Origin of the sequence: Burkholderia sp. AU28863 (assembly GCF_002223195.1) — a bacterium.
In the GTDB taxonomy this organism is placed as follows: Bacteria; Pseudomonadota; Gammaproteobacteria; order Burkholderiales; family Burkholderiaceae; genus Burkholderia; species Burkholderia sola.
In genome coordinates, this window is record NZ_NKFE01000003.1 from 1,571,103 (window position 1) to 1,593,315 (window position 22,213).

At 67.5% G+C, this 22,213-nt stretch carries 17 protein-coding genes and 2 tRNA genes; 9 read left to right on the forward strand and 10 right to left on the reverse strand.

Features of this window, described 5'->3' with window-relative positions:
- Nucleotides 1-143: 143 nt before the first annotated feature.
- From CFB81_RS09660 to pgi, 3 genes are all read left to right on the forward strand, one after another.
- Complete coding sequence (locus CFB81_RS09660; protein ID WP_089435165.1) at nt 144-1,445, forward strand: FAD-dependent oxidoreductase; 1,302 nt, start codon at nt 144-146, stop codon at nt 1,443-1,445.
- A gap of 52 nt (nt 1,446-1,497) precedes the next feature.
- Entirely contained in the window at nt 1,498-3,060 is a 1,563-nt protein-coding gene (locus CFB81_RS09665) for an NAD(P)H-hydrate dehydratase (protein WP_089435166.1), read from the forward strand.
- Between the two features lie 111 nt (nt 3,061-3,171).
- The gene (gene pgi / locus CFB81_RS09670; RefSeq protein WP_069617778.1) at nt 3,172-4,794 is read left to right on the forward strand and encodes a glucose-6-phosphate isomerase; all 1,623 of its coding nucleotides are present in this window, start codon (nt 3,172-3,174) and stop codon (nt 4,792-4,794) included.
- A 69-nt stretch (nt 4,795-4,863) separates the two neighbouring features.
- Here the strand turns inward: pgi and CFB81_RS09675 are convergent, their stop codons facing one another.
- Nucleotides 4,864-5,577 (reverse strand): ABC transporter ATP-binding protein, encoded by a 714-nt coding sequence (locus CFB81_RS09675; RefSeq protein WP_069617777.1) that lies wholly within the window; start codon nt 5,575-5,577, stop codon nt 4,864-4,866.
- On the opposite strand from CFB81_RS09675, the gene CFB81_RS09680 reads away from it, so the two are divergent.
- A complete protein-coding gene (locus CFB81_RS09680) occupies nt 5,576-6,244 on the forward strand; it encodes an arylesterase (RefSeq protein ID WP_089435167.1) in 669 nt (222 codons plus the stop codon). The two genes, CFB81_RS09675 and CFB81_RS09680, sit on opposite strands and share 2 nt — an antisense overlap.
- 71 nt (nt 6,245-6,315) lie before the next feature.
- Here the strand turns inward: CFB81_RS09680 and CFB81_RS09685 are convergent, their stop codons facing one another.
- From CFB81_RS09685 to tig, 7 genes are all read right to left on the reverse strand, one after another.
- Nucleotides 6,316-8,253 (reverse strand): SurA N-terminal domain-containing protein, encoded by a 1,938-nt coding sequence (locus tag CFB81_RS09685; protein WP_069617775.1) that lies wholly within the window; start codon nt 8,251-8,253, stop codon nt 6,316-6,318.
- Nucleotides 8,254-8,640: 387 nt separating this feature from the next.
- A tRNA-Asp gene (locus CFB81_RS09695) sits at nt 8,641-8,717 on the reverse strand.
- 23 nt (nt 8,718-8,740) lie between these two features.
- A tRNA-Val gene (locus CFB81_RS09700) sits at nt 8,741-8,816 on the reverse strand.
- Nucleotides 8,817-9,023: 207 nt separating this feature from the next.
- Nucleotides 9,024-11,447 carry an endopeptidase La gene (gene lon, locus CFB81_RS09705; RefSeq protein ID WP_050013282.1) on the reverse strand — a complete coding sequence of 808 codons (2,424 nt, stop codon included), beginning with the start codon at nt 11,445-11,447 and terminating at the stop codon, nt 9,024-9,026.
- Between the two features lie 197 nt (nt 11,448-11,644).
- Entirely contained in the window at nt 11,645-12,916 is a 1,272-nt protein-coding gene (clpX, locus tag CFB81_RS09710; RefSeq protein WP_006489345.1) for an ATP-dependent Clp protease ATP-binding subunit ClpX, read from the reverse strand.
- Between the two features lie 164 nt (nt 12,917-13,080).
- Nucleotides 13,081-13,734, reverse strand: coding sequence for an ATP-dependent Clp endopeptidase proteolytic subunit ClpP (gene clpP / locus CFB81_RS09715; RefSeq protein WP_006496351.1), 654 nt, complete (start codon nt 13,732-13,734; stop codon nt 13,081-13,083).
- Between the two features lie 140 nt (nt 13,735-13,874).
- Nucleotides 13,875-15,221: a trigger factor gene (tig, locus tag CFB81_RS09720; RefSeq protein ID WP_069617774.1), complete on the reverse strand. Its 1,347-nt coding sequence runs from the start codon at nt 15,219-15,221 to the stop codon at nt 13,875-13,877.
- 392 nt (nt 15,222-15,613) lie between these two features.
- On the opposite strand from tig, the gene CFB81_RS09725 reads away from it, so the two are divergent.
- Both CFB81_RS09725 and CFB81_RS09730 read left to right on the forward strand, forming a co-directional pair.
- The gene (locus CFB81_RS09725; protein ID WP_089435169.1) at nt 15,614-16,759 is read left to right on the forward strand and encodes a glycerate kinase; all 1,146 of its coding nucleotides are present in this window, start codon (nt 15,614-15,616) and stop codon (nt 16,757-16,759) included.
- 62 nt (nt 16,760-16,821) lie between these two features.
- On the forward strand, nt 16,822-17,271 hold the full coding sequence (locus CFB81_RS09730; RefSeq protein ID WP_089435170.1) for a MarR family winged helix-turn-helix transcriptional regulator: 450 nt from the start codon (nt 16,822-16,824) through the stop codon (nt 17,269-17,271).
- A 117-nt stretch (nt 17,272-17,388) separates the two neighbouring features.
- Here CFB81_RS09730 and CFB81_RS09735 read toward each other — a convergent pair whose 3' ends face one another.
- On the reverse strand, nt 17,389-18,387 hold the full coding sequence (locus CFB81_RS09735; protein WP_089435171.1) for a 2-dehydropantoate 2-reductase: 999 nt from the start codon (nt 18,385-18,387) through the stop codon (nt 17,389-17,391).
- Between the two features lie 106 nt (nt 18,388-18,493).
- Nucleotides 18,494-19,645, reverse strand: a complete 1,152-nt coding sequence (locus CFB81_RS09740; protein ID WP_069617770.1) for a helix-turn-helix transcriptional regulator — start codon at nt 19,643-19,645, stop codon at nt 18,494-18,496.
- Between the two features lie 131 nt (nt 19,646-19,776).
- Between CFB81_RS09740 and CFB81_RS09745 the strand changes: the two genes are divergently transcribed.
- The 3 genes from CFB81_RS09745 to CFB81_RS09755 are packed head-to-tail and all read left to right on the forward strand — an operon-like array spanning nt 19,777 to nt 22,208.
- Nucleotides 19,777-19,950, forward strand: coding sequence for a hypothetical protein (locus CFB81_RS09745; protein ID WP_249190494.1), 174 nt, complete (start codon nt 19,777-19,779; stop codon nt 19,948-19,950).
- Nucleotides 19,947-20,993 (forward strand): porin, encoded by a 1,047-nt coding sequence (locus CFB81_RS09750; RefSeq protein ID WP_089435173.1) that lies wholly within the window; start codon nt 19,947-19,949, stop codon nt 20,991-20,993. Before CFB81_RS09745 ends, CFB81_RS09750 begins: the two co-directional genes overlap by 4 nt.
- A gap of 21 nt (nt 20,994-21,014) precedes the next feature.
- Entirely contained in the window at nt 21,015-22,208 is a 1,194-nt protein-coding gene (locus CFB81_RS09755) for an MFS transporter (protein WP_089435174.1), read from the forward strand.
- Nucleotides 22,209-22,213 lie beyond the last annotated feature (5 nt).

Sequence of the window (22,213 nt, forward strand, 5' to 3'; positions counted from 1 at the left end):
CGCCGTGGCGCGGCCGCACGGCCCATGCTCGGCCGCCGCCGGCTCGCGCACTTTTGGCGCTATCATTCCGGGTTCACCGGGCCCGGGCCCTCAGCGAATTCTCACCGGGCGGCGTGCGCGCCGCCCGTCATCGAAGCAATCCAATGGATGTCATCGTCATCGGCGGCGGAATCAGCGGCGTCGCCACCGCCTACCAGCTGCGCGCGGCCGGCCATCGCGTGTGCGTGGTCGAACGCCACGCGACCGTCGCGCAAGGCGCGACCTATGGCGACGGCGGCGCGCTGCTGCCGAGCCCGCTCGACGTCTGGTTCGGCCCGACTTTCATGCACCAGCGTCAGGCGCGCGACAGCGGCATCGTCTACAAGCCGGGCTTCAACGGCGGCGTGCGCCGCTTCGTCAAGCAGCTCGGCACGCTGCGCGAGCCCGACGCATTTGCCGCGCAGTACGCGCGGCTGCGCCCGCTGATCGACGTGTCGCGCGACACGCTCGCCGATATCGAGGCGCGCCTCGAGCTCGAATTCGAGCAAAAGCCCGGCCTCCTGCACGTCGTGCGCGATCCGCGCGACTGGGACGCGCTGCAACCCGCGCTCGACCTGCTGCGCACGCTCGACCAGCCGTACCGCACGCTCACCGCCGACGAATGCGTGGCGCTCGAGCCTTCGGTGCCGGCCGAACCCGGCTTTGCCGGCGGCGTGCTGCTCGAAACCGAGCGCACCGGCAACTGCCCGCTGTTCGCGAAACTGGTCAAGCAGACGCTCGACGAGCACGGCGTGCAGTTCCGCTTCGGCGCGGACGTCGCCGCGATCCGCGTCGACAACGGCCGCGTCGCGGTCGAACTCGCGCCGCCCGGCAACCGGAGCGCGGCGCGCGCGCGCGAGGTCGACGTGATGTCCGCCGATGCGATCGTGGTCGCCGCCGGCGCGGGCAGCCTTGCGCTGCTCGAACGGCTCGGCTGGCGCCTGCCGCTGCACCCGGTGCGCGTCCATACGCTCACCGCGCCGGTCGCATATGAAGAACACTCGCCGCACCTGTGCGTCGTCGATTCGATCAAGCGGATCTCGATCACGCGCACCCACCAGCGGCTGCGCGTCGGCGGGGCCGCCGTGCTGCAGAGCCTCGCCGACACCGCGAAGCCGCTTGCCGAGCCGCTGTCCGAGGCCGCGCTCGCGCTGCTCGGCCAGGCGGTCCATGACTGGGTGCCCGGCGCCGCGAAAATCTCGGCTGCGCTGTCGTGGCGCGGCATGCAACTGCTATCGCCGGACGGCTTGCCCGTGGTGGGTCCGACCCCGCATCCGCGCGTGTTCGTCAATTTCGGCCATGGCCCGGCCGGCTGGGGCCTCGCGTGCGGGTCTGCTAAAGTGGTGACCGACTATCTGGGCGGCAACGCTCAGCACTGGCCCGCCGACACGCTCGCCGCGCTGAACGCCGGCCGCTTCACGACCTGACCGCCGCGGGCCGGCCCGTGGCGGCACCCTTGCCAGCCGCCACGATCCCGCGATGACCGTTACCCCCGTTACCCCCGCTACCCGCCCGCTCCCCGATTCCGATCCGATCGCGCTCTTGCGCGTCGCCGACCTGCGCGCGGCCGAAGCCGACGCCACCGCCGTACTGCCGCCGCACACGCTGATGGGCCGCGCCGGCGCGGCCGCCGCGCGCTGGCTGTCCGAGCGCGTCGCCGGCGACGATCGCCCCGTCTGGTTCGCAGTCGGCCCCGGCAACAACGGCGGCGACGCGCTGGTGGCCGCCGCGCAACTCCAGCAGCTTGGCGTCGCGACGCAGGCGTGGATGCCGGTGCCGGTCAAGCCGGACGATGCGCAATGGGCGCTCGGTCTCGCACGCTCGGCCGGCGTGCCGCTGTCGGCCGCCCCGCCCGCGTCGCTGGAGGGCTACGCGTGGGTCGTCGACGGGCTGTTCGGCATCGGTCTCGGCCGCGCGCTCGACGGCGCGTTCGCCGAGCAGGCCGCGCGCATCGCCGCCCATGCCCGCGGCGGCGGCCGCGTGCTCGCGCTCGACGTGCCGAGCGGACTCGACAGCGATACGGGCCGGATCGTCGGCGCGGGCGCCGCCGTCGCGGCCACCCACACGCTCACCTTCATCGGCGCGAAGCCCGGCCTCTACACGGGCGACGGCCGCGATCTCGCCGGCGAGATCCACGTCGCGTCGCTCGACGTCGCGCCGCCCGCCGCACCGGCCATCGTGCTGAATGCGCCCGCGCGGTTCGCCGCGGCACTGCCCGCGCGCGCCTTCGCATCCCACAAGGGCACGTACGGCAGCCTCGCGGTGCTCGGCGGCGACACCGGCATGTGCGGCGCGCCGATCCTCGCCGCCCGCGCCGCGCTGTTCGCGGGCGCCGGCAAGGTGCACGTCGGCTTCCTTGGCGCGGGCGCGCCGCCGTACGATCCGCCCTTCCCCGAACTGATGCTGCACCCGGCCGACACCCTCGATCTCGGCACGATGACCGCGATCGCGGCCGGTTGCGGGCTCGGCACGCGCGAAGCCGCGGCGACGCTCGTGCGCGACGTGCTCGCGCACGACATCGCGACACTGCTCGACGCCGACGCGCTGAACCTCGTCGCGACGCACGCGGACCTCGCGACCGCCGTCGCCGCGCGCGGCGCACGCGGCAATCCGTGCGTGTTGACGCCGCATCCGCTCGAAGCCGCGCGCCTGCTCGGCGGCGACACGGCCTCGGTGCAGCGCGATCGCGTCGCGGCTGCACAAGCGCTCGCCGCACGCTACGCGGCCATCGTCGTGCTGAAGGGCTCGGGTACGGTGATTGCGGCGCCCGACGGCCGCGTGACGATCAACCCGACCGGCAACGCCGCACTCGCCACCGGCGGCACCGGCGACGTGCTCGGCGGCCTGATCGGCGCGCTGCTCGCGCAGCGAGTCGCGCCGTACGAAGCCGCGCTGGCCGGCGTCTACCTGCACGGCCTCGCGGCCGACACGCTGACCGCGAACGGCACCGGCCCGGCCGGGCTCACCGCGGGCGAACTCGCGCCGATGGTGCGCACGCTGGTCAATCGCCTTTTTTATCCGTCGCCGCGCGCCGACACGTAACGCCGCTATACTGACTGCCCCGCCGCACGGCGGGCCTTCTCGTCCGCCGGCTTTCCGATCCCGATGAGCCGGCGCGGCATTCCTCCCGATTCACGCTTCACTCGAACCGCCATGACGCTGAAATCGCTCCCCGCCTGGACTGCCCTTCAATCCCACTTCGAACAGATCCGCCACGCGCGGCTGCGCGACTGGTTCGCGCCGGAAAACGACCGCGCGCCGACCCGCGCCGAACGCTTCACGATTCCGGGCGGCGGTCTCGCGGCCGATTTCTCGAAGAACCGCATCGACGACGAAACGCTACGCCTGCTCGTGCAGCTCGCGCGCGACGCCGGCGTCGAGGCACGCCGCGACGCGATGTTCGCGGGCGAGGTCGTCAACCCGACCGAAGGCCGCGCCGCGCTGCACACCGCGCTGCGCGCGACCGACCCGCAGGCACCGTTCCACGCGCAGGTGAGCGCCGAGCGCGCGAAGATGGCGACGTTCGCGCGCGCCGTGCGCAGCGGCACGTGGACGGGCTATACGGGCAAGCGCATCCGCCACGTGATCAACATCGGCATCGGCGGCTCGGATCTCGGCCCGAAGATGGTCGTGCATGCGCTGCACCACGTCGCGACGCCCGAGATCTCGACCCACTTCGTATCGAACGTCGACGGCGCCGATCTCGCGCGCGTGCTCGAACAGGTCGATCCCGAGGAAACGCTCGCGATCATCGTGTCGAAGACGTTTACGACGCTCGAGACGATGACGAACGCACGCTCGCTGCGCGACTGGTTCGTCGCGCGCGGCTGCCCCGAGGACGCGCTCGCGAAGCACTTCGTCGGCGTGTCGGCGAACCCGGCCGAAGTCGTGAAGTTCGGCATTGCCGCGGACAACGTGTTCGAAATGTGGGACTGGGTCGGCGGCCGCTATTCGCTGTGGTCGGCGGTCGGGCTGTCGATCATGATCGCGGTCGGCCCGGAGCAGTTCGACGAGCTGCTGGCCGGCGCGAACGACATGGACCGTCACTTCCGCGAAGCGCCGCTCGAGCGCAACCTGCCGGTGCTGCTCGGCCTGATCGGCATCTGGTACCGGAATTTCTTCGGCTCGCAGAGCTATCTCGTCGCGCCGTACTCGGAAGCGCTGCACTACCTGCCGTCGTACCTGCAGCAGCTCGAGATGGAGAGCAACGGCAAGTCCGCGCGCCTGGACGGCGCCTTCGTCGACTACCCGACGTCGGCCGTCACGTGGGGCGAACCGGGCACCAACGGCCAGCATGCGTTCTTCCAGATGCTGCACCAGGGGCCGACGATCGTGCCGATCGACTTCATCGCGGTGCTGACGCCCGAGCATCCTCTCGCGAGCCATCATCCGAAGCTGCTCGCGAACTGCTTCGCGCAGAGCGAGGCGCTGATGCTCGGCCGCACGCTCGACGAAGCGCTCAAGGTCGCCGGGCCGGGCAAGGAAGCGCTCGCGCCACACCTGACGTTCCCCGGCAACCGCCCGACCACGACGCTGCTCGTCGATGCGCTGACGCCGCGCACGCTCGGCGCGCTGATCGCGCTTTACGAGCACAAGGTGCTCGTGCAGGCGACGGTGTGGGACATCAATCCGTTCGACCAGTGGGGCGTCGAGCTCGGCAAGATTCTGGGCAAGGTCGTCGAAGCCGATCTGTCGGCCGATTCGGTCGATCCGGCGAAGCACGACTCGTCGACCACCGCGCTGATCGAGCGCGCTCGCGCGGCGCTCAAGCGTTGAAGCACTGACGCGGCGGCGTCATGCCCGTGGTGCCGGCCGCGCGTTCCACCCCGCGGCCGGTACGAACATTCACGCGTTGCGCGAAGCCGCGCGCGGCGCGACGATGCGCCCGGCGTCGATGGTGACCGTCGTCGCGCAGCGGCGCGCGAGTTCGGCATCGTGCGTGACGAGCACGAGCGTCGCGCCGTGCGTGCGGTTCAGTTCGAACATCAGGTCGATGACCGCGTGGCCGGTGGCCGCGTCGAGGCTGCCGGTCGGCTCGTCGGCGAACAGGATCGCCGGGCGCGTGACGAACGCGCGTGCGAGTGCGACGCGCTGCTGTTCGCCGCCCGACAGCAGCTTCGGATAATGCGCGGTGCGTTCGCCGAGACCGACCTGCACGAGCAGCGCCCGGGCGCGGTCGGCCGCGTCGCGCGCACTGATGCCGCCCTGCAGTTCGAGCGGCAGCATCACGTTCTCGAGCGCCGTCAGGTGCGGCATCAATTGGAACGACTGGAACACGAAGCCGACCGCGCCGTTGCGCAATGCCGCGCGTTCGTCCTCGTCGAGCTGGTCGAGCGCGCGACCGAGCAGGCGAACCGTGCCGCTCGTCGCGCTGTCCAACCCTGCGAGCACGCCGAGCAGCGTCGATTTGCCCGACCCCGACGCGCCGACGATCGCGAGGCTGCTGCCCGGTGGCACGGCGAGCGTGATGCCGTCGAGGATCGTCAGCTCGCCCGTTGCATCGGCGACCCGCTTGCACACGTCATGGACTTCGATGATCGGATCGGTAATCTTGAACATGGACACGACATTTCGCTGGAAAAGACGCGCGGCGGCCGCCGCGCTGCTGGGCACCCTGCTGGCCGTCACCGTGCCCGCACGCGCCGCGACGACGCCGGCATCGAGCCCGCCCGTGATCGTCGTGCTCGGCGACAGCCTGTCGGCCGAATACGGATTGCCGCGCGACACCGGCTGGGTGGCGTTGCTGCGGCAACGGCTCGCGACCGAGCGAATCGATTATAGCGTCGCGAACGCCAGCGTCAGCGGCGACACCACGAGCGGCGGCCGCGCGCGGCTGCCCGCGGTGCTGCAGCGGCTCAAGCCGTCGATCGTCGTCGTCGAACTCGGTTCGAACGATGCGCTGCGCGGCGTGCCGCTCGCGACGACCGAGCAGAACCTGCGCGACATCATCGCCGGCGCGCGACGTGCGCAGGCAAAGGTCGTGCTGGTCGGCATGTACGTGCCGCCCAATTACGGGCCCGACTACACACAGAAGTTCCATGCCGTCTATACGCGGCTGTCGAAGGATCTCGGCGTGCCGCTCGTGCCGTTCCTGCTGGCCGGCATCGAGAACAAGCCCGACATGTTCCAGGCCGATCAGATGCATCCCGCGCAGCAGGCCCAGGGCATCCTGCTCGACAATGTATGGCCGGCGCTGAAGCCGCTGCTCGGCAAGCCGCACGGCTGAGCGCAGCGCACCGGAAAACAAAAAGCCCCGCTTCGAGCGGGGCTTTTCGATGGTTGCGGGCGAAACGGTGCTCAGTTGTCGCCGTCCTGCTGCTGGCTGGCCGTCGTGCTGCCGTACAGCTTCACCTTCGAGCGGTCGCGCAGCGCGGCGAGGTAGGCTTCGCCTTCGCTTTGCGCGTCGACCTGCGCCATCTGCTGCTGCGCGGCCGCCAGTTGCTGCGGATCGACCGCCGAACCGGGGATCACCGCGTTCACGCGGTAGATCGCATAGCCGTCCGCGCCGAGGTCGACACCGACGTAAGCCGGCAGCGTCTTCGCATCGACCTTGTAGACGGCGCTCAGCGCGGCCGGCGTCAGGCCCTGCGACTGCGTGCGCGACACTTTCTGCGCGGCCGTAAAGCCGTCGGCCGACTTCGACTTCTGCAATTCGGCCAGCTTCGCCGCGCCGTCCTTCTTCGCGAGTTCCGCGGCCTGCTCGGCGATGACCTTCTGGCGCACGACATCCTTGATCGCGTCGAGCGCGGGCACCGCAGCCGGCTTGTGCTCGGTCACGCGCGCCGAAATCAGCGTGTTGTTGCCGACGTCGATCGCCTGCGTGTTGTTCTGGTTCTTCACCGAGTCGTTCGCGAACACGGCGGCCAGGAACTTCGGATTGTTCAACGGGCTCGTCGGCGGCAGCTGCGGATTCGGCGTCGGCGTGACGGTGGCCGTCTGGATCGTCAGCTTGTACTTGTCCGCGGCCGGCTGCAGCGTCTTCGCCTTTTCGTAGACGGTCGACGTGAAGCCTTCCGCATTGTCCGAGAACGCCTTCGCCGCGTACTGCTGCTTCAGGTCGATCGCGATCTGGTCTTTCACTTCCGCGAACGGCTTGACGACGGCAGGCTTCACTTCGGTCGCCTTCAGGATGTGGAAACCGAGATCCGACTGCACGATACCGCTCACGTCGCCCTGCTTGAGCGAGAACGCGGCGTCGTCGAACGCCTTGCCGCCCGCGGTCGAGCCGCGCGTGATGAAGCCGAGGTCGCCGCCCTTCGCCGCCGACGGCGCGTCCTGCGAGCTCTTCTGCGCGATCTGCGCGAATTGATCGGGATGCGCTTTCACGTCGGCGAGCAGTTGCTCGGCCTTCGCCTTCGCAGCCGCCTTGTCGGCCGCGCTGGCGCTGCCCGGCGCGGCGATGAAGATGTGGCTCACGCGCACCTGTGCTTCGGTACGGAAATGCGTCGGGTTGTCGTCGTAGAACTTCTTGATGTCCGCTTCGGTCGGCTGCGCACTCGCGGCCGCTGCGGCCGGCGAATAGACGAGATACTGGATCGTCGCGGTTTCGGGCGTCGCGAAGCTCTGCTTGTGCGCGTCGTAGTACGCGGTGAGCTGCGCGTCGGTCGGCTGGACCTTCGCTGCGAAGTCGCTCGTCTTCAGCACGAGTGCCTGCACTTCACGCTGCTGCGCGGCGAGTTCGGACAGGCGTTGCGCGAGGCTCTTCGGCGTGAACGCGCTCGACACGATGCTGGCCGGAATCTGCTGAAGCGCGAGGCTGTAACGCACGCGCTCCTGGTACTGCTCGGGCGTCATCCCCTGGAACGACAGCAGTTGCGCATAGCGTTCGACGTCGATCGTGCCGTCGGGTTTCTTCAGCGACGCGATCATCGGATCGCTCATCAGCGCATCGCGCACGGCGTTGTCGGACGCGGTCAGGTGCAGACGTTGCGTCTCGTCGGCCAGCACGCGTTGCTGGATCAGGCCGTCGAGCACCTGCTTGCGATGCTCGGGCGTGTCGAACATCTTGATGTCGAACTGCCCACCGAGCGCCTGGCGCGCCTGGTCGATCTGTTGGCGGAACGCGCCGTCGAATTCGACCCGCGTGATCTTGTGCCCGTTGACCGCCGCGACGTTCGCACTGTCGTCGAAGAAGCCGCGGAAGCCTTGGATCCCGACGAAACCCAGCCCCGGCAACACGATCAGGAGCAGGAGCGCCATCATCAGGCGCTGGTGATTACGGAAGAAATCGAGCATGCGTGACGGGAAAATTGGACAAAACGACCGATATTACAACATACGGGGTGGGACGGGAAAAAAGCAGGCAAATGCTGTGCGCGAATGGAACCGGAATCCGGAAGCCGCGCGGCGGCTTCGTCCATTCTGCAGTCACGCGCCCGCAAGCGGGCGCAACGAACGATGCAAATAAGAAAACCCGCACAAGGCGGGCTTTCTTATTTTTTGGCGGAGCGGACGGGACTCGCCTACATCCTGCAGGCCGCGGTTGCGCGTGCACGCGCAACTCTGCGAGTCCCGCCGGAAGCCGCGCAGGCGGCTTCCTCCACTCCGCAGTCACGCGCCCGCAAGCAGGCGCAACGAACGATGCAAATAAGAAAGCCCGCACAAGGCGGGCTTTCTTATTTTTGGCGGAGCGGACGGGACTCGAACCCGCGACCCCCGGCGTGACAGGCCGGTATTCTAACCGACTGAACTACCGCTCCTTGGTCTGGCTGAATCGGGAAACTGGTGGGTGCTGAGGGGTTCGAACCCCCGACCTACGCCTTGTAAGGGCGCCGCTCTACCAGCTGAGCTAAGCACCCGTTTCCGATTCGTTCTGACTGCGATCTGCGTTTCCGCATCAACAATCAGCGAGCCCGCAAGTTTAATTCATCCCCGATCATTTTGCCAAGCCTGCACGCGAATTTTTTTACCGCGCGCGCTCGCACGATTCCGATGCGCATAAAAAAACCCGCGGACACTGCCGCGGGTTTCGTGAACGACCGTCAGCAACGACGGTGTTCAGGGCCTCAGTGCTTGACGACTTCCGTCGAGCCGGCATCCTTCGCCGCCTCGCCGACCGGCGCCGCAGCCTTCGCCTCTTCTTCCGGCGGCAGCGGCGTTGGCGAACGCTCGAGCGCGAGCTCCAGCACCTTGTCGATCCAGCGGACCGGCACGATTTCGATCGCGTTCTTCACGTTGTCCGGAATGTCCGCGAGATCCTTTACGTTCTCTTCCGGGATCAGCACGAGCTTGATGCCGCCGCGATGCGCCGCCAGCAACTTTTCCTTCAGCCCGCCGATCGGCAGCACTTCGCCACGCAACGTGATTTCGCCCGTCATCGCGACGTCGGCCCGCACGGGAATACCCGTCAGCACCGACACCAGCGCGGTCGTCATCGCACCGCCGGCGGACGGACCGTCCTTCGGCGTCGCGCCTTCCGGCACGTGGATGTGGATGTCCTGCTTCTCGAACGCTTCGTCCTTGATACCGAGACGACGCGAACGCGAGCGCACGACCGAACGCGCAGCCTCGACCGACTCCTTCATCACGTCGCCGAGCGAGCCCGTACGAATCACGTTGCCCTTGCCCGGCATCACCGCGGCTTCGATCGTCAGCAGGTCGCCGCCGACTTCCGTCCACGCGAGGCCCGTCACCTGACCGACCTGGTTTTCCTTCGCCGCGAGGCCGAAGTCGTACTTGCGCACGCCGAGGAACGTGTCGAGATTCTCGCCATCGACCTTGATCGCGCCCGACGCCTTCTTCAGCAGCAGCATCTTCACGACCTTGCGGCAGATCTTCGACACTTCGCGCTCGAGCGAACGCACACCGGCTTCGCGCGTGTAGTAGCGGATGATGTCGCGAATCGCCTGCTCGGTGACCTCGATCTCGCCTTCCTTCAGCCCGTTGTTCTTCTTCTGCTTCGGCAGCAGGTAACGCTGCGCGATGCTGACCTTCTCGTCTTCCGTGTAGCCCGACAGACGGATCACTTCCATCCGGTCGAGCAGCGGCGGCGGAATGTTCAGCGAGTTCGACGTCGCGACGAACATCACGTCCGACAGATCGAAGTCGACTTCGATGTAGTGGTCGGCGAACGTGTGATTCTGTTCGGGATCGAGCACCTCGAGCAGCGCCGACGACGGATCGCCGCGGAAATCCATGCCCATCTTGTCGACTTCGTCGAGCAGGAAGAGCGGATTGCGCACGCCGACCTTCGCGAGGCTTTGCAGGATCTTGCCCGGCATCGAACCGATGTACGTGCGGCGGTGGCCGCGGATCTCGGCTTCGTCACGCACGCCGCCGAGCGCCATCCGGACGAACTTGCGGTTCGTCGCACGCGCGATCGACTGGCCGAGCGACGTCTTGCCGACGCCCGGAGGCCCGACGAGGCACAGGATCGGCGCCTTGACCTTGTCCACGCGCTGTTGCACCGCGAGATACTCGAGGATCCGTTCCTTGACCTTCTCGAGGCCGAAGTGATCCTCGTCGAGCACCTGCTCGGCATTCGACAGGTCGTTGTTGACCTTGCTCTTCTTGCGCCACGGCAGGCCGATCAGCGTGTCGATGTAGTTGCGCACGACGGTCGCTTCCGCCGACATCGGCGACATCAGCTTCAGCTTCTTCAGCTCGGCGTCGGCCTTCTTCTTGGCTTCCTTCGGCATGCGCGCGGCGTTGATGCGCTTCTCGAGCTCCTCGAGATCCGCGCCTTCCTCGCCCTCGCCCAGTTCCTTCTGGATCGCCTTGACCTGTTCGTTCAGGTAGTACTCGCGCTGGCTCTTTTCCATCTGGCGCTTCACGCGCCCGCGGATGCGCTTTTCGACCTGCAGGATGTCGATCTCGGCTTCGAGCTGCGCGAGCAGGTGCTCGAGGCGCTCGATCACCGGGAACATCTCGAGGATGTGCTGCTTCTGGTCGAGCTTCAGCGGCAGGCGCTCGGCGATCATGTCCGCGAGGCGACCGGCTTCATCGATGCCCGACAGCGACGTGAGAATCTCCGGCGGGATCTTCTTGTTCAGCTTCACGTACTGGTCGAACTGCGACACGATCGCGCGACGCAGCGCTTCCGTCTCGGCGCTGTCGGCGTGATCCGGCTCGAGCGGCATCACTTCGCAGGAGAACTGCGTCTCCTGTTCCTCGATGGACAACGCCTTCGCGCGCTGCAGGCCCTCGACGAGCACCTTCACGGTGCCGTCCGGCAGCTTCAGCATCTGCAGAATGTTGGCGATACAACCGACCTCGTACATGTCCTTTTCGGTCGGTTCGTCCTTGGCCGCGGTTTTCTGGGCGACGAGCATGATGTGCTTGCCGCCTTCCATCGCTGCTTCGAGGGCCTTGATCGATTTCGGCCGGCCCACGAAGAGCGGAATGACCATGTGCGGGAAAACGACGACGTCCCGCAGCGGCAGCAGCGGGAGCGTGATGCGTTCCGGCGGGAGAAGTTGGGTGCCTGACATTTCATTTCCCCATGAGTGGAATCAATTGTTCGGTAATTGAGGCCGCCACAACGAATTGCAAGCCTTCAAGTGCGGGAAATATTCGGTAAGAAAGTAACCACCGCGTGTCGAGTCAGAGTTACCCACAAGATAAACGAAAAAAAGCCGCCCACGGACTCATGAACGGCCTTTTTCGCTGAACATCGTCGGCAAGCCGGTCAGTTCGAACCCGCCACCTTCGGCGTGTCCTCGTAGATCAGCAAGGGCTTGCCGTCCCCATCGATGACATTCTCGTCGATGATGACCTTGCTGACCCCTTTCATCGTCGGCAGCTCGTACATCACGTCGAGCAATGCCTGTTCGATGATCGAACGCAAACCGCGCGCGCCGGTCTTGCGGCGGATCGCCTTGCGGGCGACTGCCTGCAACGCGCCCGGCCGGATTTCCAGCTCGACGCGCTCCATCGCGAACAGCTTGTGATACTGCTTGACGAGCGCATTCTTCGGCTCGACCAGGATCTTCATCAGCGCGGCTTCGTCGAGCTTGCCGAGCGTCGCGACCACCGGCAGGCGGCCGATCAATTCGGGGATCAGACCGAATTTGATCAGGTCTTCCGGTTCCGTCTCGCGCAGCACTTCGCCCGCATCGCGTTCCTGCTTGCTCTTGACCGTCGCGCCGAAGCCGATGCCGGTTTTCTCGGTACGATCGGTGATCACCTTTTCGAGACCGTCGAACGCGCCGCCGCAGATGAACAGGATGTTGGTCGTGTCGACCTGGATGAAATCCTGGTTCGGGTGCTTGCGGCCGCCCTGCGGTGGCACCGACGCCATCGTGCCCTCGACGAGCTTCAGCAGCGCCTGCTGGACGCCCTCGCCCGACACGTCGCGCGTGATCGACGGGTTGTCCGACTTGCGGCTGATCTTGTCGATTTCGTCGATGTAGACGATCCCGCGCTGAGCCTTGTCGACTTCGTAGTTGCAGTTCTGCAACAGCTTCTGGATGATGTTCTCGACGTCCTCGCCGACGTAGCCGGCTTCGGTCAGCGTCGTCGCGTCGGCGATCACGAACGGCACGTTGAGCAACCGTGCGAGCGTCTGCGCGAGCAGCGTCTTGCCGGAGCCCGTCGGGCCGATCAGCAGGATGTTGCTCTTCGACAGCTCGACGTCGTCCTTCTTGTCGAGATGCTTCAGGCGCTTGTAGTGGTTGTACACGGCCACCGCGAGGATTTTCTTCGCGCGCTCCTGGCCGATCACGTACTGATCGAGGATGTCGCGAATTTCCTGCGGGCTCGGCAGATCCGACCGGGACAGGCTGGCCTCGACGCCGGCGGCAGCCGCCTCGTCGCGAATGATTTCGTTGCAGAGGTCGATACATTCATCGCAGATGAACACCGACGGGCCCGCGATGAGTTTTTTCACCTCATGCTGGCTTTTCCCGCAAAACGAGCAATACAACAGCTTCTCGCTGTTCGAACCTTTTTTGTCCGCCATGAATGTAGAGCCTCCGGACAGGTAAATGACATGATACGCCGATTGCTCCGGACGCCGCGCCTAGGGCGCGACCGGAGCCGGCTGGATGCGCTTGCCGCAGATGCTCAGGGCACTCGGGACGTTTGAGGGCGCCGGCCCGAATCGGGGCGGCACCCCGTTTAAGCTCACGGGCGCTTCAACAGCACCTGATCGATCAGCCCGTACGCCTTCGCGTCCTCGCTCGACATGAAGTTATCACGGTCGGTGTCGCGCGCGATGCGTTCGACGTCCTGGCCCGTATGCTGCGCGAGCAGGTTGTTCAACCGCTCCTTCAGGTAGAGGATCTCGCGTGCCTGGATCTCGATGTCGGATGCCTGGCCGCGCGCGCCGCCGAGCGGCTGGTGAATCATCACGCGCGAATTCGGCAGCGCGAAGCGCTTGCCCTTCGCACCCGACGCGAGCAGGAACGCGCCCATGCTGGCCGCGAGGCCCATGCAGAGGGTCGACACGTCCGGCTTGATGAACTGCATCGTGTCGTAGATCGCCATCCCGGCCGACACCGAGCCGCCCGGGCTGTTGATGTAGAGGCTGATGTCCTTGTCGGGATTCTCGCTCTCGAGGAACAGCAATTGCGCGACCACGAGGTTGGCGGTCTGGTCGTTCACTTCGCCGACCATGAACACCAGGCGCTCCTTCAGGAGACGCGAATAGATATCGTACGAACGCTCGCCGCGGCCGCTCGTTTCGACGACGATCGGCACCAGCCCCAGCGCTTGCGCCTCGAAACCCTGCGGCGCGTTCGAAGCAAGCATGTCCAGCAATTCAGCGCGAGTGATCATTCAATGAACCTTGTTCGAATGGAAAATTGAACGGAAGGAAGCCGCCCGCCCAATCGCCATATTAATGGCAACCGTGCGCTTGACGTAAAAACGGCGTGCGGGCCGTCGCTCCGACAGCCGGCACGCCGCTAGAGCAACACTTACGCTTGCGCCGATGCGCTCGCGAGTGCCTCGAAGCTCACTTCCTTGTCCGTCACCTTTGCCTTGCCCAGCACGAAATCGACGACGTTGCTTTCAACGACGAACGCTTCCATCTCGGCGAGGCGCTGCTGGTTGGAATAATACCAGCGGACCACTTCCTTCGGGTCTTCGTAGCTCTTCGCGAACTCGTCGACTTCCGCGCGGATCTGTTCCGGCTTCGCCTCGAGGCCGTTCGCCTTCACGAGTTCGGCCAGCACGAGGCCCAGCTTCACGCGACGCTCGGCCTGCTCGGCGAACATTTCGGCCGGGATCGGCGCGTCCTTCGCGTTCGGCACGCCGCGCTGCGCCAGATCCTGGCGAGCCATTTCGACGAGACGTTGCTGATCCTGCTCGATCAGCGCCTTCGGCACGTCGAGTTCGGAAATCTTCAGCAGCGCGTCCATCACCTGGTTCTTGACGATCGACTGCGTGCGACGCTTCGCTTCACGCTCGAGGTTTTCCTTGATCTCGGCGCGCATCTTCGTGAGGTCGCCGTCTTCGATACCGAGCGACTTCGCGAATTCCGCGTCGATTTCCGGCAGGTGCGGCCATTCGATCTTCTTCATCGTGACCGTGAACTGCGCCGTTTTGCCGGCGACGTCCTTGCCGTGGTAATCGTCCGGGAACTTGAGGTCGAACGTACGCTGTTCGCCGACCTTCAGGCCGAGCGCCGCCGTTTCGAATTCCGGCAGCATGCGGCCTTCGCCGAGCACGAACGGGAAATCTTCGGCCGTGCCGCCCTGGAACGCGACGTCGTCGATCTTGCCGACGAAGTCGACCGTCACGCGGTCGCCGTTCTTCGCTGCGGTGTCCGCGCCGCCGTCGCCGTGCTCGCCGGCTTCGCCACGTGCGTGGAAGTGCACGCGCTGCTTGCGCAGGATGTCCAGCGTGCGGTCGATTTCGGCGTCGCCGATCGACGTGGTCGAGCGCTCGACTTCAGCCGTCGCCAGATCGCCGATCTTCACTTCCGGGTAAACCTCGAACGTCGCGTCGAACGCATATGCATCCTCGGCCTGTTCCTGCTTCGGCTCGAAGCTCGGCTGGCCGGCGACGCGCAGGTTTTCCGCGCGGCTGATCGTGAAGAATTCCTGGCCGATCTTGTCGCTCAGCACTTCCGCCTCGACCTGACCCGCGTACTGTTGCGCGACCATCTTCAGCGGCACCTTGCCCGGGCGGAACCCCGGCATGCGAACGTTCTTCGCGAGTTTCTGGATGCGGGCGTCGATTTCCTTCTGCACGGTGTCTTTCGGCAAAGAAATCGTCACACGGCGTTCAAGCTTGCCGAGGTTCTCAACAACGTTAGCCATGGCTTCAATCGTCCTAAAATTATTCGAGCGAATCGGGTTTTCCTTGCCGTGCCTGCCTGCAGCATGCGGTGCGTCGCACTCGCATGCCGCGCCGGAGCGCCACGCCATCCCTGCACGCGCCGGATGGCTAGCGCAAGCGGCTCGGAGCACGGCTTTGGCCGGAAGAATCGACTATTCTAGCAAACAATTTTCCTCATACCGCCAGATCGGTGCGACACGCATGCGTCCCGCGCCGTCGACGGCCCGTTGCACGGCCCATGCACGCGGATCGCCGCTATGCCGAACGGCGTATCCACCCGCGGCCCGCCATCCTGTAAGCTCCAATAGCGTGTGCGCCACCCTCGTGGCCCGACCATTCATTCTTCACACCAATCACGCCTCCCGGAGACACCATGCCGCAACACCCGTCCGCGCCTGTCGTCGTCATCGCGCCCGATTCGTTCAAAGGCTCGCTTTCCGCCGAGCAGGTCGCGGACGCGATCGCCACCGGCATCCGCCGCGCCCGGCCCGACGCCGTGGTGCGCTGCTGCCCGATGGCCGACGGCGGCGAAGGCACGCTCGACGCGATGCTGGCGGGCGGCGGCACGCGGCGCACGCTGCAGGTGGCCGGCGCGTCGCTGGCGGCGCGCGATGCGGCGGTCGGCGTGATCGATGCGCGCACCGCGATCGTCGAGACGGCCGAGATCGTCGGCATCACGGACCCGGTCGGCATGAGCGTGCCGGTCGACGCGCGCAGCACGCGCGGGATGGGCGAGGCAATCCGCACGCTGCTCGACGACGGCGTGCGCCGCTTCTTCGTCGCGCTCGGCGGCAGCAGCACCAACGACGCGGGCGCCGGGCTGCTCGCGGGCCTCGGCCTGCAGTGCTTCGACGCCGGCGGCCAGCCGGTCGAGCCGGTGCCGTCGCGGCTCGCCGACATCGCGCGCATCGACGCATCGGGGCTCGATCCGCGCCTGAAGGAAACGGAATTCGTCGGCATGTCCGACGTCGACAACCCGCTGACGGGCGCGCACGGCGCGACCGCCGTGTTCGGTCCGCAAAAGGGCGTGACAGCCGCCCAGGTCGCGACCCTCGACGCGGCCCTCGCCCGCTTCGCCGACCTGCTCGAAGCCGAACTCGACCGCCGCGGCCGCGATCTGCCGGGTGCGGGCGCCGCGGGCGGCCTCGGTTTCGCGCTGCACATGCTCGGCGCACGCTTCGAGCCCGGTGCGGAAGTGGTCGCGCGCCAGGTGGGGCTCGACGCCGCACTGGCCGGCGCCGACTGGCTGATCACCGGCGAAGGCCGCTCCGACGTGCAGACGCTGCACGGCAAGGCGCCGTTCATCGCGTGCCGGCACGCGCGGGCCGCCGGCGTGAGCGCGTCGCTGCTGTCCGGCGCGGTCGACCCGGCCGCGCTGCCGCGCCTGTCCGAGCATTTCTGCGGCTGCTTTTCGCCGGCTCCGGGGCCGATCACGCTCGACGTCGCGATCCGTGACGCGGCCAACCTGCTCGCGAACGAAGCGGAACAGTTGACACGCCTGAAGTACGGTGCACACTGACCGTTGACCCGAGCGCGCGATACAGGAACAATCGGGCCCGCCCTTTTTCTTCAGGATTCGACATGAAAGGCCGTCAAGCCGGGCACGATCAGTTTCTGACCTATCGCCTCCATGCGCTCACGAAGCGCTCCGACCGCGGGATCGGCGAGGTGTACCGGCACAAGCTCGACATCTCGCTGCCCGAGGCGCGCGTGATCGCCGCTGTCGGCGCGTTCGGCCCGTTCTCGATCATGGATCTCGCGCGCCACACCAATCTCGACAAGAGCCAGGCGAGCCGGGCGGCAGAAGCGCTGCTGCGCCAGGGGCTGCTCGAGCGCAGCGCGAGCGACGAAGATGGCCGGATCGTGCTGATCGCGCTGACCCCGGACGGTCGCGCGCTGCATCGCAAGATCATGCCGATCGTGCGCAAATGGAACGACGGCTTGCTCGCATGCCTGTCCGACAGCGAACGTCAGACGTTCGAGCGGCTGCTCGACAAGGTCGTCACGCACGCGACCGAACGCGACGACTGAGCCGCGAGGCGGCCGCCTCGCCGGATCGGCGAGCTGTCGGCAGGTTTGATCCGACGAATCGGACGGGCCGCCCGGGTCGCGTTCCCGGCAGCCGCGAATTCAGCCGCCCCGTGCGCACTACAACCCGCTGTTCGTCGCGCGCTGGCGCAACAGCCCGAGCACCGCGTCGCAGTACGGGGTCGGCACGCCAAGCTTGCGGCCGAGCTCCGGAAACACGCCGAGGATCGGCCCGATCTCCAGCGAGCGCCCCGCCTCGAAATCCTGCAGCATTGACGTCTTGAACGCGCCGAGCTTGCGCGTGACCGCGATCCGCTCCGGGCCGCTCATCCCGGTGGACAGGCCAAGCCTCGCGCCGATCGCGGCCGCCTCCTCCATCATCCGCAGCGCGAGATCCTGCGTGAACGGATCGTCGAGCAACTGCTCGGCCGTCGACCCGGTCAGCGCGCTCAGCGGATTCATGTTCATGTTGCCCCACAGCTTCGCCCAGATCTCGGTCCGGATGGCACGCGTCGACTCGACGTCGAAACCGCCAGCCGCGAGCGCCGCGGCGAACCGCGCGGTGGCCATGTCGAGCCGCGGATCGGGCGTGCCGACGATCAGCCGGTTGCCGCGCCCGCGACGCACGACACCCGGGGCGTCGGTACTCGACGACAGGTGCACGACGCAGCCGATCGCCTGCGCGGGCGGCAACGCTGCCGACACCGCACCGGCCGGATCGACCGCATCGAGCGGCACGCCGTCGATCGCCCCTTCGAGCCCGTGCGTGAACCACCAGGGCAGCCCGTTCATCGCCGCGACGATCACGGTGTCCGGCCCGACCAGCGGCGCAATGCGCGCGGCCAGCGCCGGCAGCGCCTGTGCCTTCAGCGCAATCACCACGTAGTCCTGCACGCCGAGCGCCGCCGCGTCGTCGCTGGCGCGCACCGGCACCGACGAGGTTGCGCCCGTCTCGTCGATCACGCGCACGCCGTGCGTATTCAGCGCATCGAGCGTCGCGCCGCGTGCGTACGCGCTCACGGTCATGCCGGCTCTCGACAACGCGGCCGCGAGCAATCCGCCGATCGCGCCGACGCCGACCACCGCCGTGCGCACCGCCCCCAAATTCGTGTCGTTCATGATGGCATTCCGTCTCCTGGGAGCTGACGAGCATAACGCTCAATGGTTGCGTACACAACCATTCAGCCCGCGTAGTGCCCCTCCGCGCGGCACACGTTCGTACACGTCAGCGCGGCAGACCGCCGGCCTCCACCGCTTCGTCGTCGGTCGCACCGCCGGTCGCGCCGAGCATGCCGGCGATCTGGCTCTTGTCGTGCATGCCGAGCTTGCGGTACGCGCAGCGCAGGTAGTGGCGCACGGTCGTCGGCGAGATCGCCATCTGCTGCGCGACTTCCTTGTGCGAACGCCCGGCGCCGTAAAAACGGATCGCCGCGAGTTCGCGCGGGCTCAGCCGGTCGAGCAGCGAGCGCGGCCGCGCGTCGATCTGGAACAGCCCCGCGACGGGCACGCACTGGATGCGCAGCGCGTCGCCGACGAACGGCCGGCCCGACTGGCGCCGCAGGTGCGCGACGAGCGGCTCCGGCACGCGCGCGCCGGCCCAGGCCGGCCATTCGGTGCGCAGCACGTCGTCGAACCCGTGATCGGCATGGTGCAGCACCCCGAAGTTGTCGCACAGCGCACGCGCCGCCGGCGCGACCGTGTCGGCACGCTCGCGTTCGCGCGTGAGCTGCGCGGCCCGATTGATCGTCAACGCGGCCGCGAGATGCGGAATGACCTCCTCGAAACGACACGCGTCGTCGTCGCTGAACGGCCGGTTCAGGCCCTGACGGTAGATCGACACGAACGTCGTCAGGCCGAAGCGGCGGTCGAGCGTACACACGAACATCAGTTGCGCGAGCCCGTACTTCACGCACCAGTCGCGAAACCGCGCATCGAGCCCCGGCTCGACGACCGACAGCCGCACCGCGCGACCGTGCGCGCCGCGCAACGTGCGGTGCGCAAGCGGATCGCAATCGCGCACGCGCTTCCAGTCGATGAAGAACGCGTGCGGCAACCGGTACAAAAAACTGTTGTGCATCACCGGACCGGTCGGCAGATGGGTCGCAACGCCCGTCCACGCGGCATCGAACGGCATGAGCGCCTGCAGTAGCGAAAAGAACCGGTATTCGAATTCGCCGATGGCGGACTGCGCGGCCACCGCGTACAGGTCGAGCAGCATCAGCCCGAGTGCGCGCTGCGCTGCGTCGCCGCGCGTGACGCCGTCGAAATCGGCGCGACGTGCCGGCCGCGGCGGCCACGCGAACTCGTCGAGCACGATGGCGGCCGGCACGTCGCGCAGTGCGTCGAGATCCTGCCCGATATCCGTCGTGATCCTCACTTTCCGCTCCCTGCCCGCTCGGGCTGCTGATGTGCGCAACGACACCGGCCGATTATAGCGAGCGGCTTTTTTGGCGGGCCACGGCGCCGGAACGCTCGCCTGCCCCATCCATTTGAACGGTGCGCCGCCCGTTGCTGCTGCGCAGCACGGCGCGCGGCGGCATCGCGCGGCCTTCGCGCCGCGCGCCGCGGGTTTTCCGCACCGTTCATCTGGACGACTGTTCGACGGTTTTCCCGCTGCGGACACTGCGTCGCGACCACACCAACGACAAACCGATGCAGGACGGTATGGAGAACCCGACGTGACGACACCCCGCTTCATCCGCACGGCCGCGGCCGCCGCGACGCTGGCCGCATGCGGCGCCGCCGCGCACGCGCAGTCCACCCTCACGCTGTACGGCGCGCTCGACGCCGGCGTGCAATACCTGACGCACGCCGACGGGCGCCATTCGGCCGTGCGGTTGCAGAACTACGGCATCCTGCCTTCGCAGGTCGGGATCAAGGGCCACGAGGATCTCGGCGGCGGCTGGCGGGCGCTGTTCAAGCTCGAACAGGGCCTCAACCTCAACGACGGCACCGCGACCGTGCCCGGCTACGCGTTCTTCCGCGGCGCATACGTGGGCATCGCGGGGCCGGTCGGCACCGTCACGCTCGGCCGCCAGTTCAGTGTGCTGTTCGACAAGACGCTGTTCTACGACCCGCTCTGGTATGCGTCGTACAGCGGCCAGGGCGTGCTCGTACCGATGAGCGCGAACTTCATCGACCACTCGGTCAAATACCAGTCGCCGACCTTCGCCGGCTTCGACGTCGAGGCGCTCGCCGCGACCTCGGGCGTCGCCGGCAATACGCGTGCCGGACGCGTGCTCGAGCTCGGCGGCCAGTACACGAGCAACGGCCTGTCGGTGAGCGCGGTGCTGCACCAGGCGCACGGCGACGTATCGGCGGCGGCCGACGCGTCCGCACGGCGTCGCGAACTCGGCACGCTCGCCGCGCGTTATGCGTTCGCGACGCTGCCGCTCACCGTGTATGCGGGCGTCGAGCGCCTGACCGGCGACCTCGACGCGGCCCGCACGATCGTCTGGGGCGGTGCGCGCTACCTGACGTCGAACGGGATCGGCCTGAATGCGGGCATCTACCACACCGATTCGCGCACGCCGGCGGTCGGCCATCCAACGCTGTTCATCGCGAGCACGACGTACGCGCTGTCCAAACGCACCGTCGCGTACGTGAACCTCGGCTATGCGCGCAACAGCGGCCAGAGTTCGCAGACCGTCTACGAATACGACCCGACGCCGCTCGCCGGCGCGTCGCAGTTCGGCGCGATGGTCGGCATGTACCACCTGTTCTGATTCCCCCAACGAGATCCCGCCATGAAAACCCTGTCCCCGGATGCCGCCCTTTCGCCCGACGGTCGCGCATCGACATTCGCACGCTCGACGCTCGTCGCGCTCGTCGTGTTCGCGGCCGTCACGCCGCTGCTGCTCCTCGTGGCGCCCGCCGTCGCCGGTCAGCTGGCGACGCAGCTCGGCTTGTCCGCATCGCAGATCGGTACGTACTTTTTCATCGAACTCGGCGCGTTCAGCCTCGCGACCGTGCCGTCCTACCTGTGGCTCGGTCGGGTCGATGCGCGCCGCGTCGCCGCGTTCGCCATCGCGCTGTTCGGCGCAGGCAACCTGCTGACCGCGCTATGGATGCCGGGCTTCGCCGCGCTGCTCGCGCTGCGCGCCGTCACGGCGCTTGGTGGCGGCTCGCTGATGGTGCTCTGCATGACGAGCGCGGCGACGAGCAAAAACAGCGACCGCGTGTACGGCCTGTGGGTCGTCGGCCAGCTGATCGCGGGCGCGATCGGCCTGTTCGTGCTGCCGCACGTGTTCGCCGCATTCGGGCTGCGCGCGCTGTACGTCGCGCTCGCCGCGCTCGCGCTGCTCGCGGCGCCGCTGTCGCGCGGCTTTCCGTCGTCGCTCGGCACGCGAACGGCATCCGCGCGCGGCGACGCGCCGCACATGCCGCGACGCTTTGTCGTGCTCGCCATCGGCGCGGTGCTGACGTTCTATCTCGCGATCGGCAGCGTGTGGACATTCGCGAGCCGCGCGGCCGCCGAGGCCGGGCTGGATCCGCAGTCGACCGGCAACGTGCTCGCGATCGCGAGCGTGATGGGGATCGCCGGCGCGGCGCTCGCGTCGTGCGCGGGCGGCCGGCTCGCGCGGCGCGCGATGCTGGCGGCCGGCTACGCACTGCTCGCGGCGTCGCTCGTCGCGCTCGCCGCGATGCGTGACACCGCCGGCTACAGCGCGGCGATCTTCACGTTCAAGTTCGCGTGGACCTTCGTGCTGCCGTTCATCCTCGCGACCGTCGCGCAGATCGACGCATCGGGTCGCCTCGTCGCAACGCTCAATTTCGTGATCGGCGCGGGCCTCGCCGCAGGCCCGCTGCTGGCCGGCCTGATGCTGGACGCCGGCGGCACGATGCGCGTGCTGTTCGCGGCCGCGACGGCCGTCGCGATCGCGTCGTTCGCCGCGCTGCGCCACATCGATCGCCGTTCTTCCGTTTCCTCCCAACCGTGACAGGT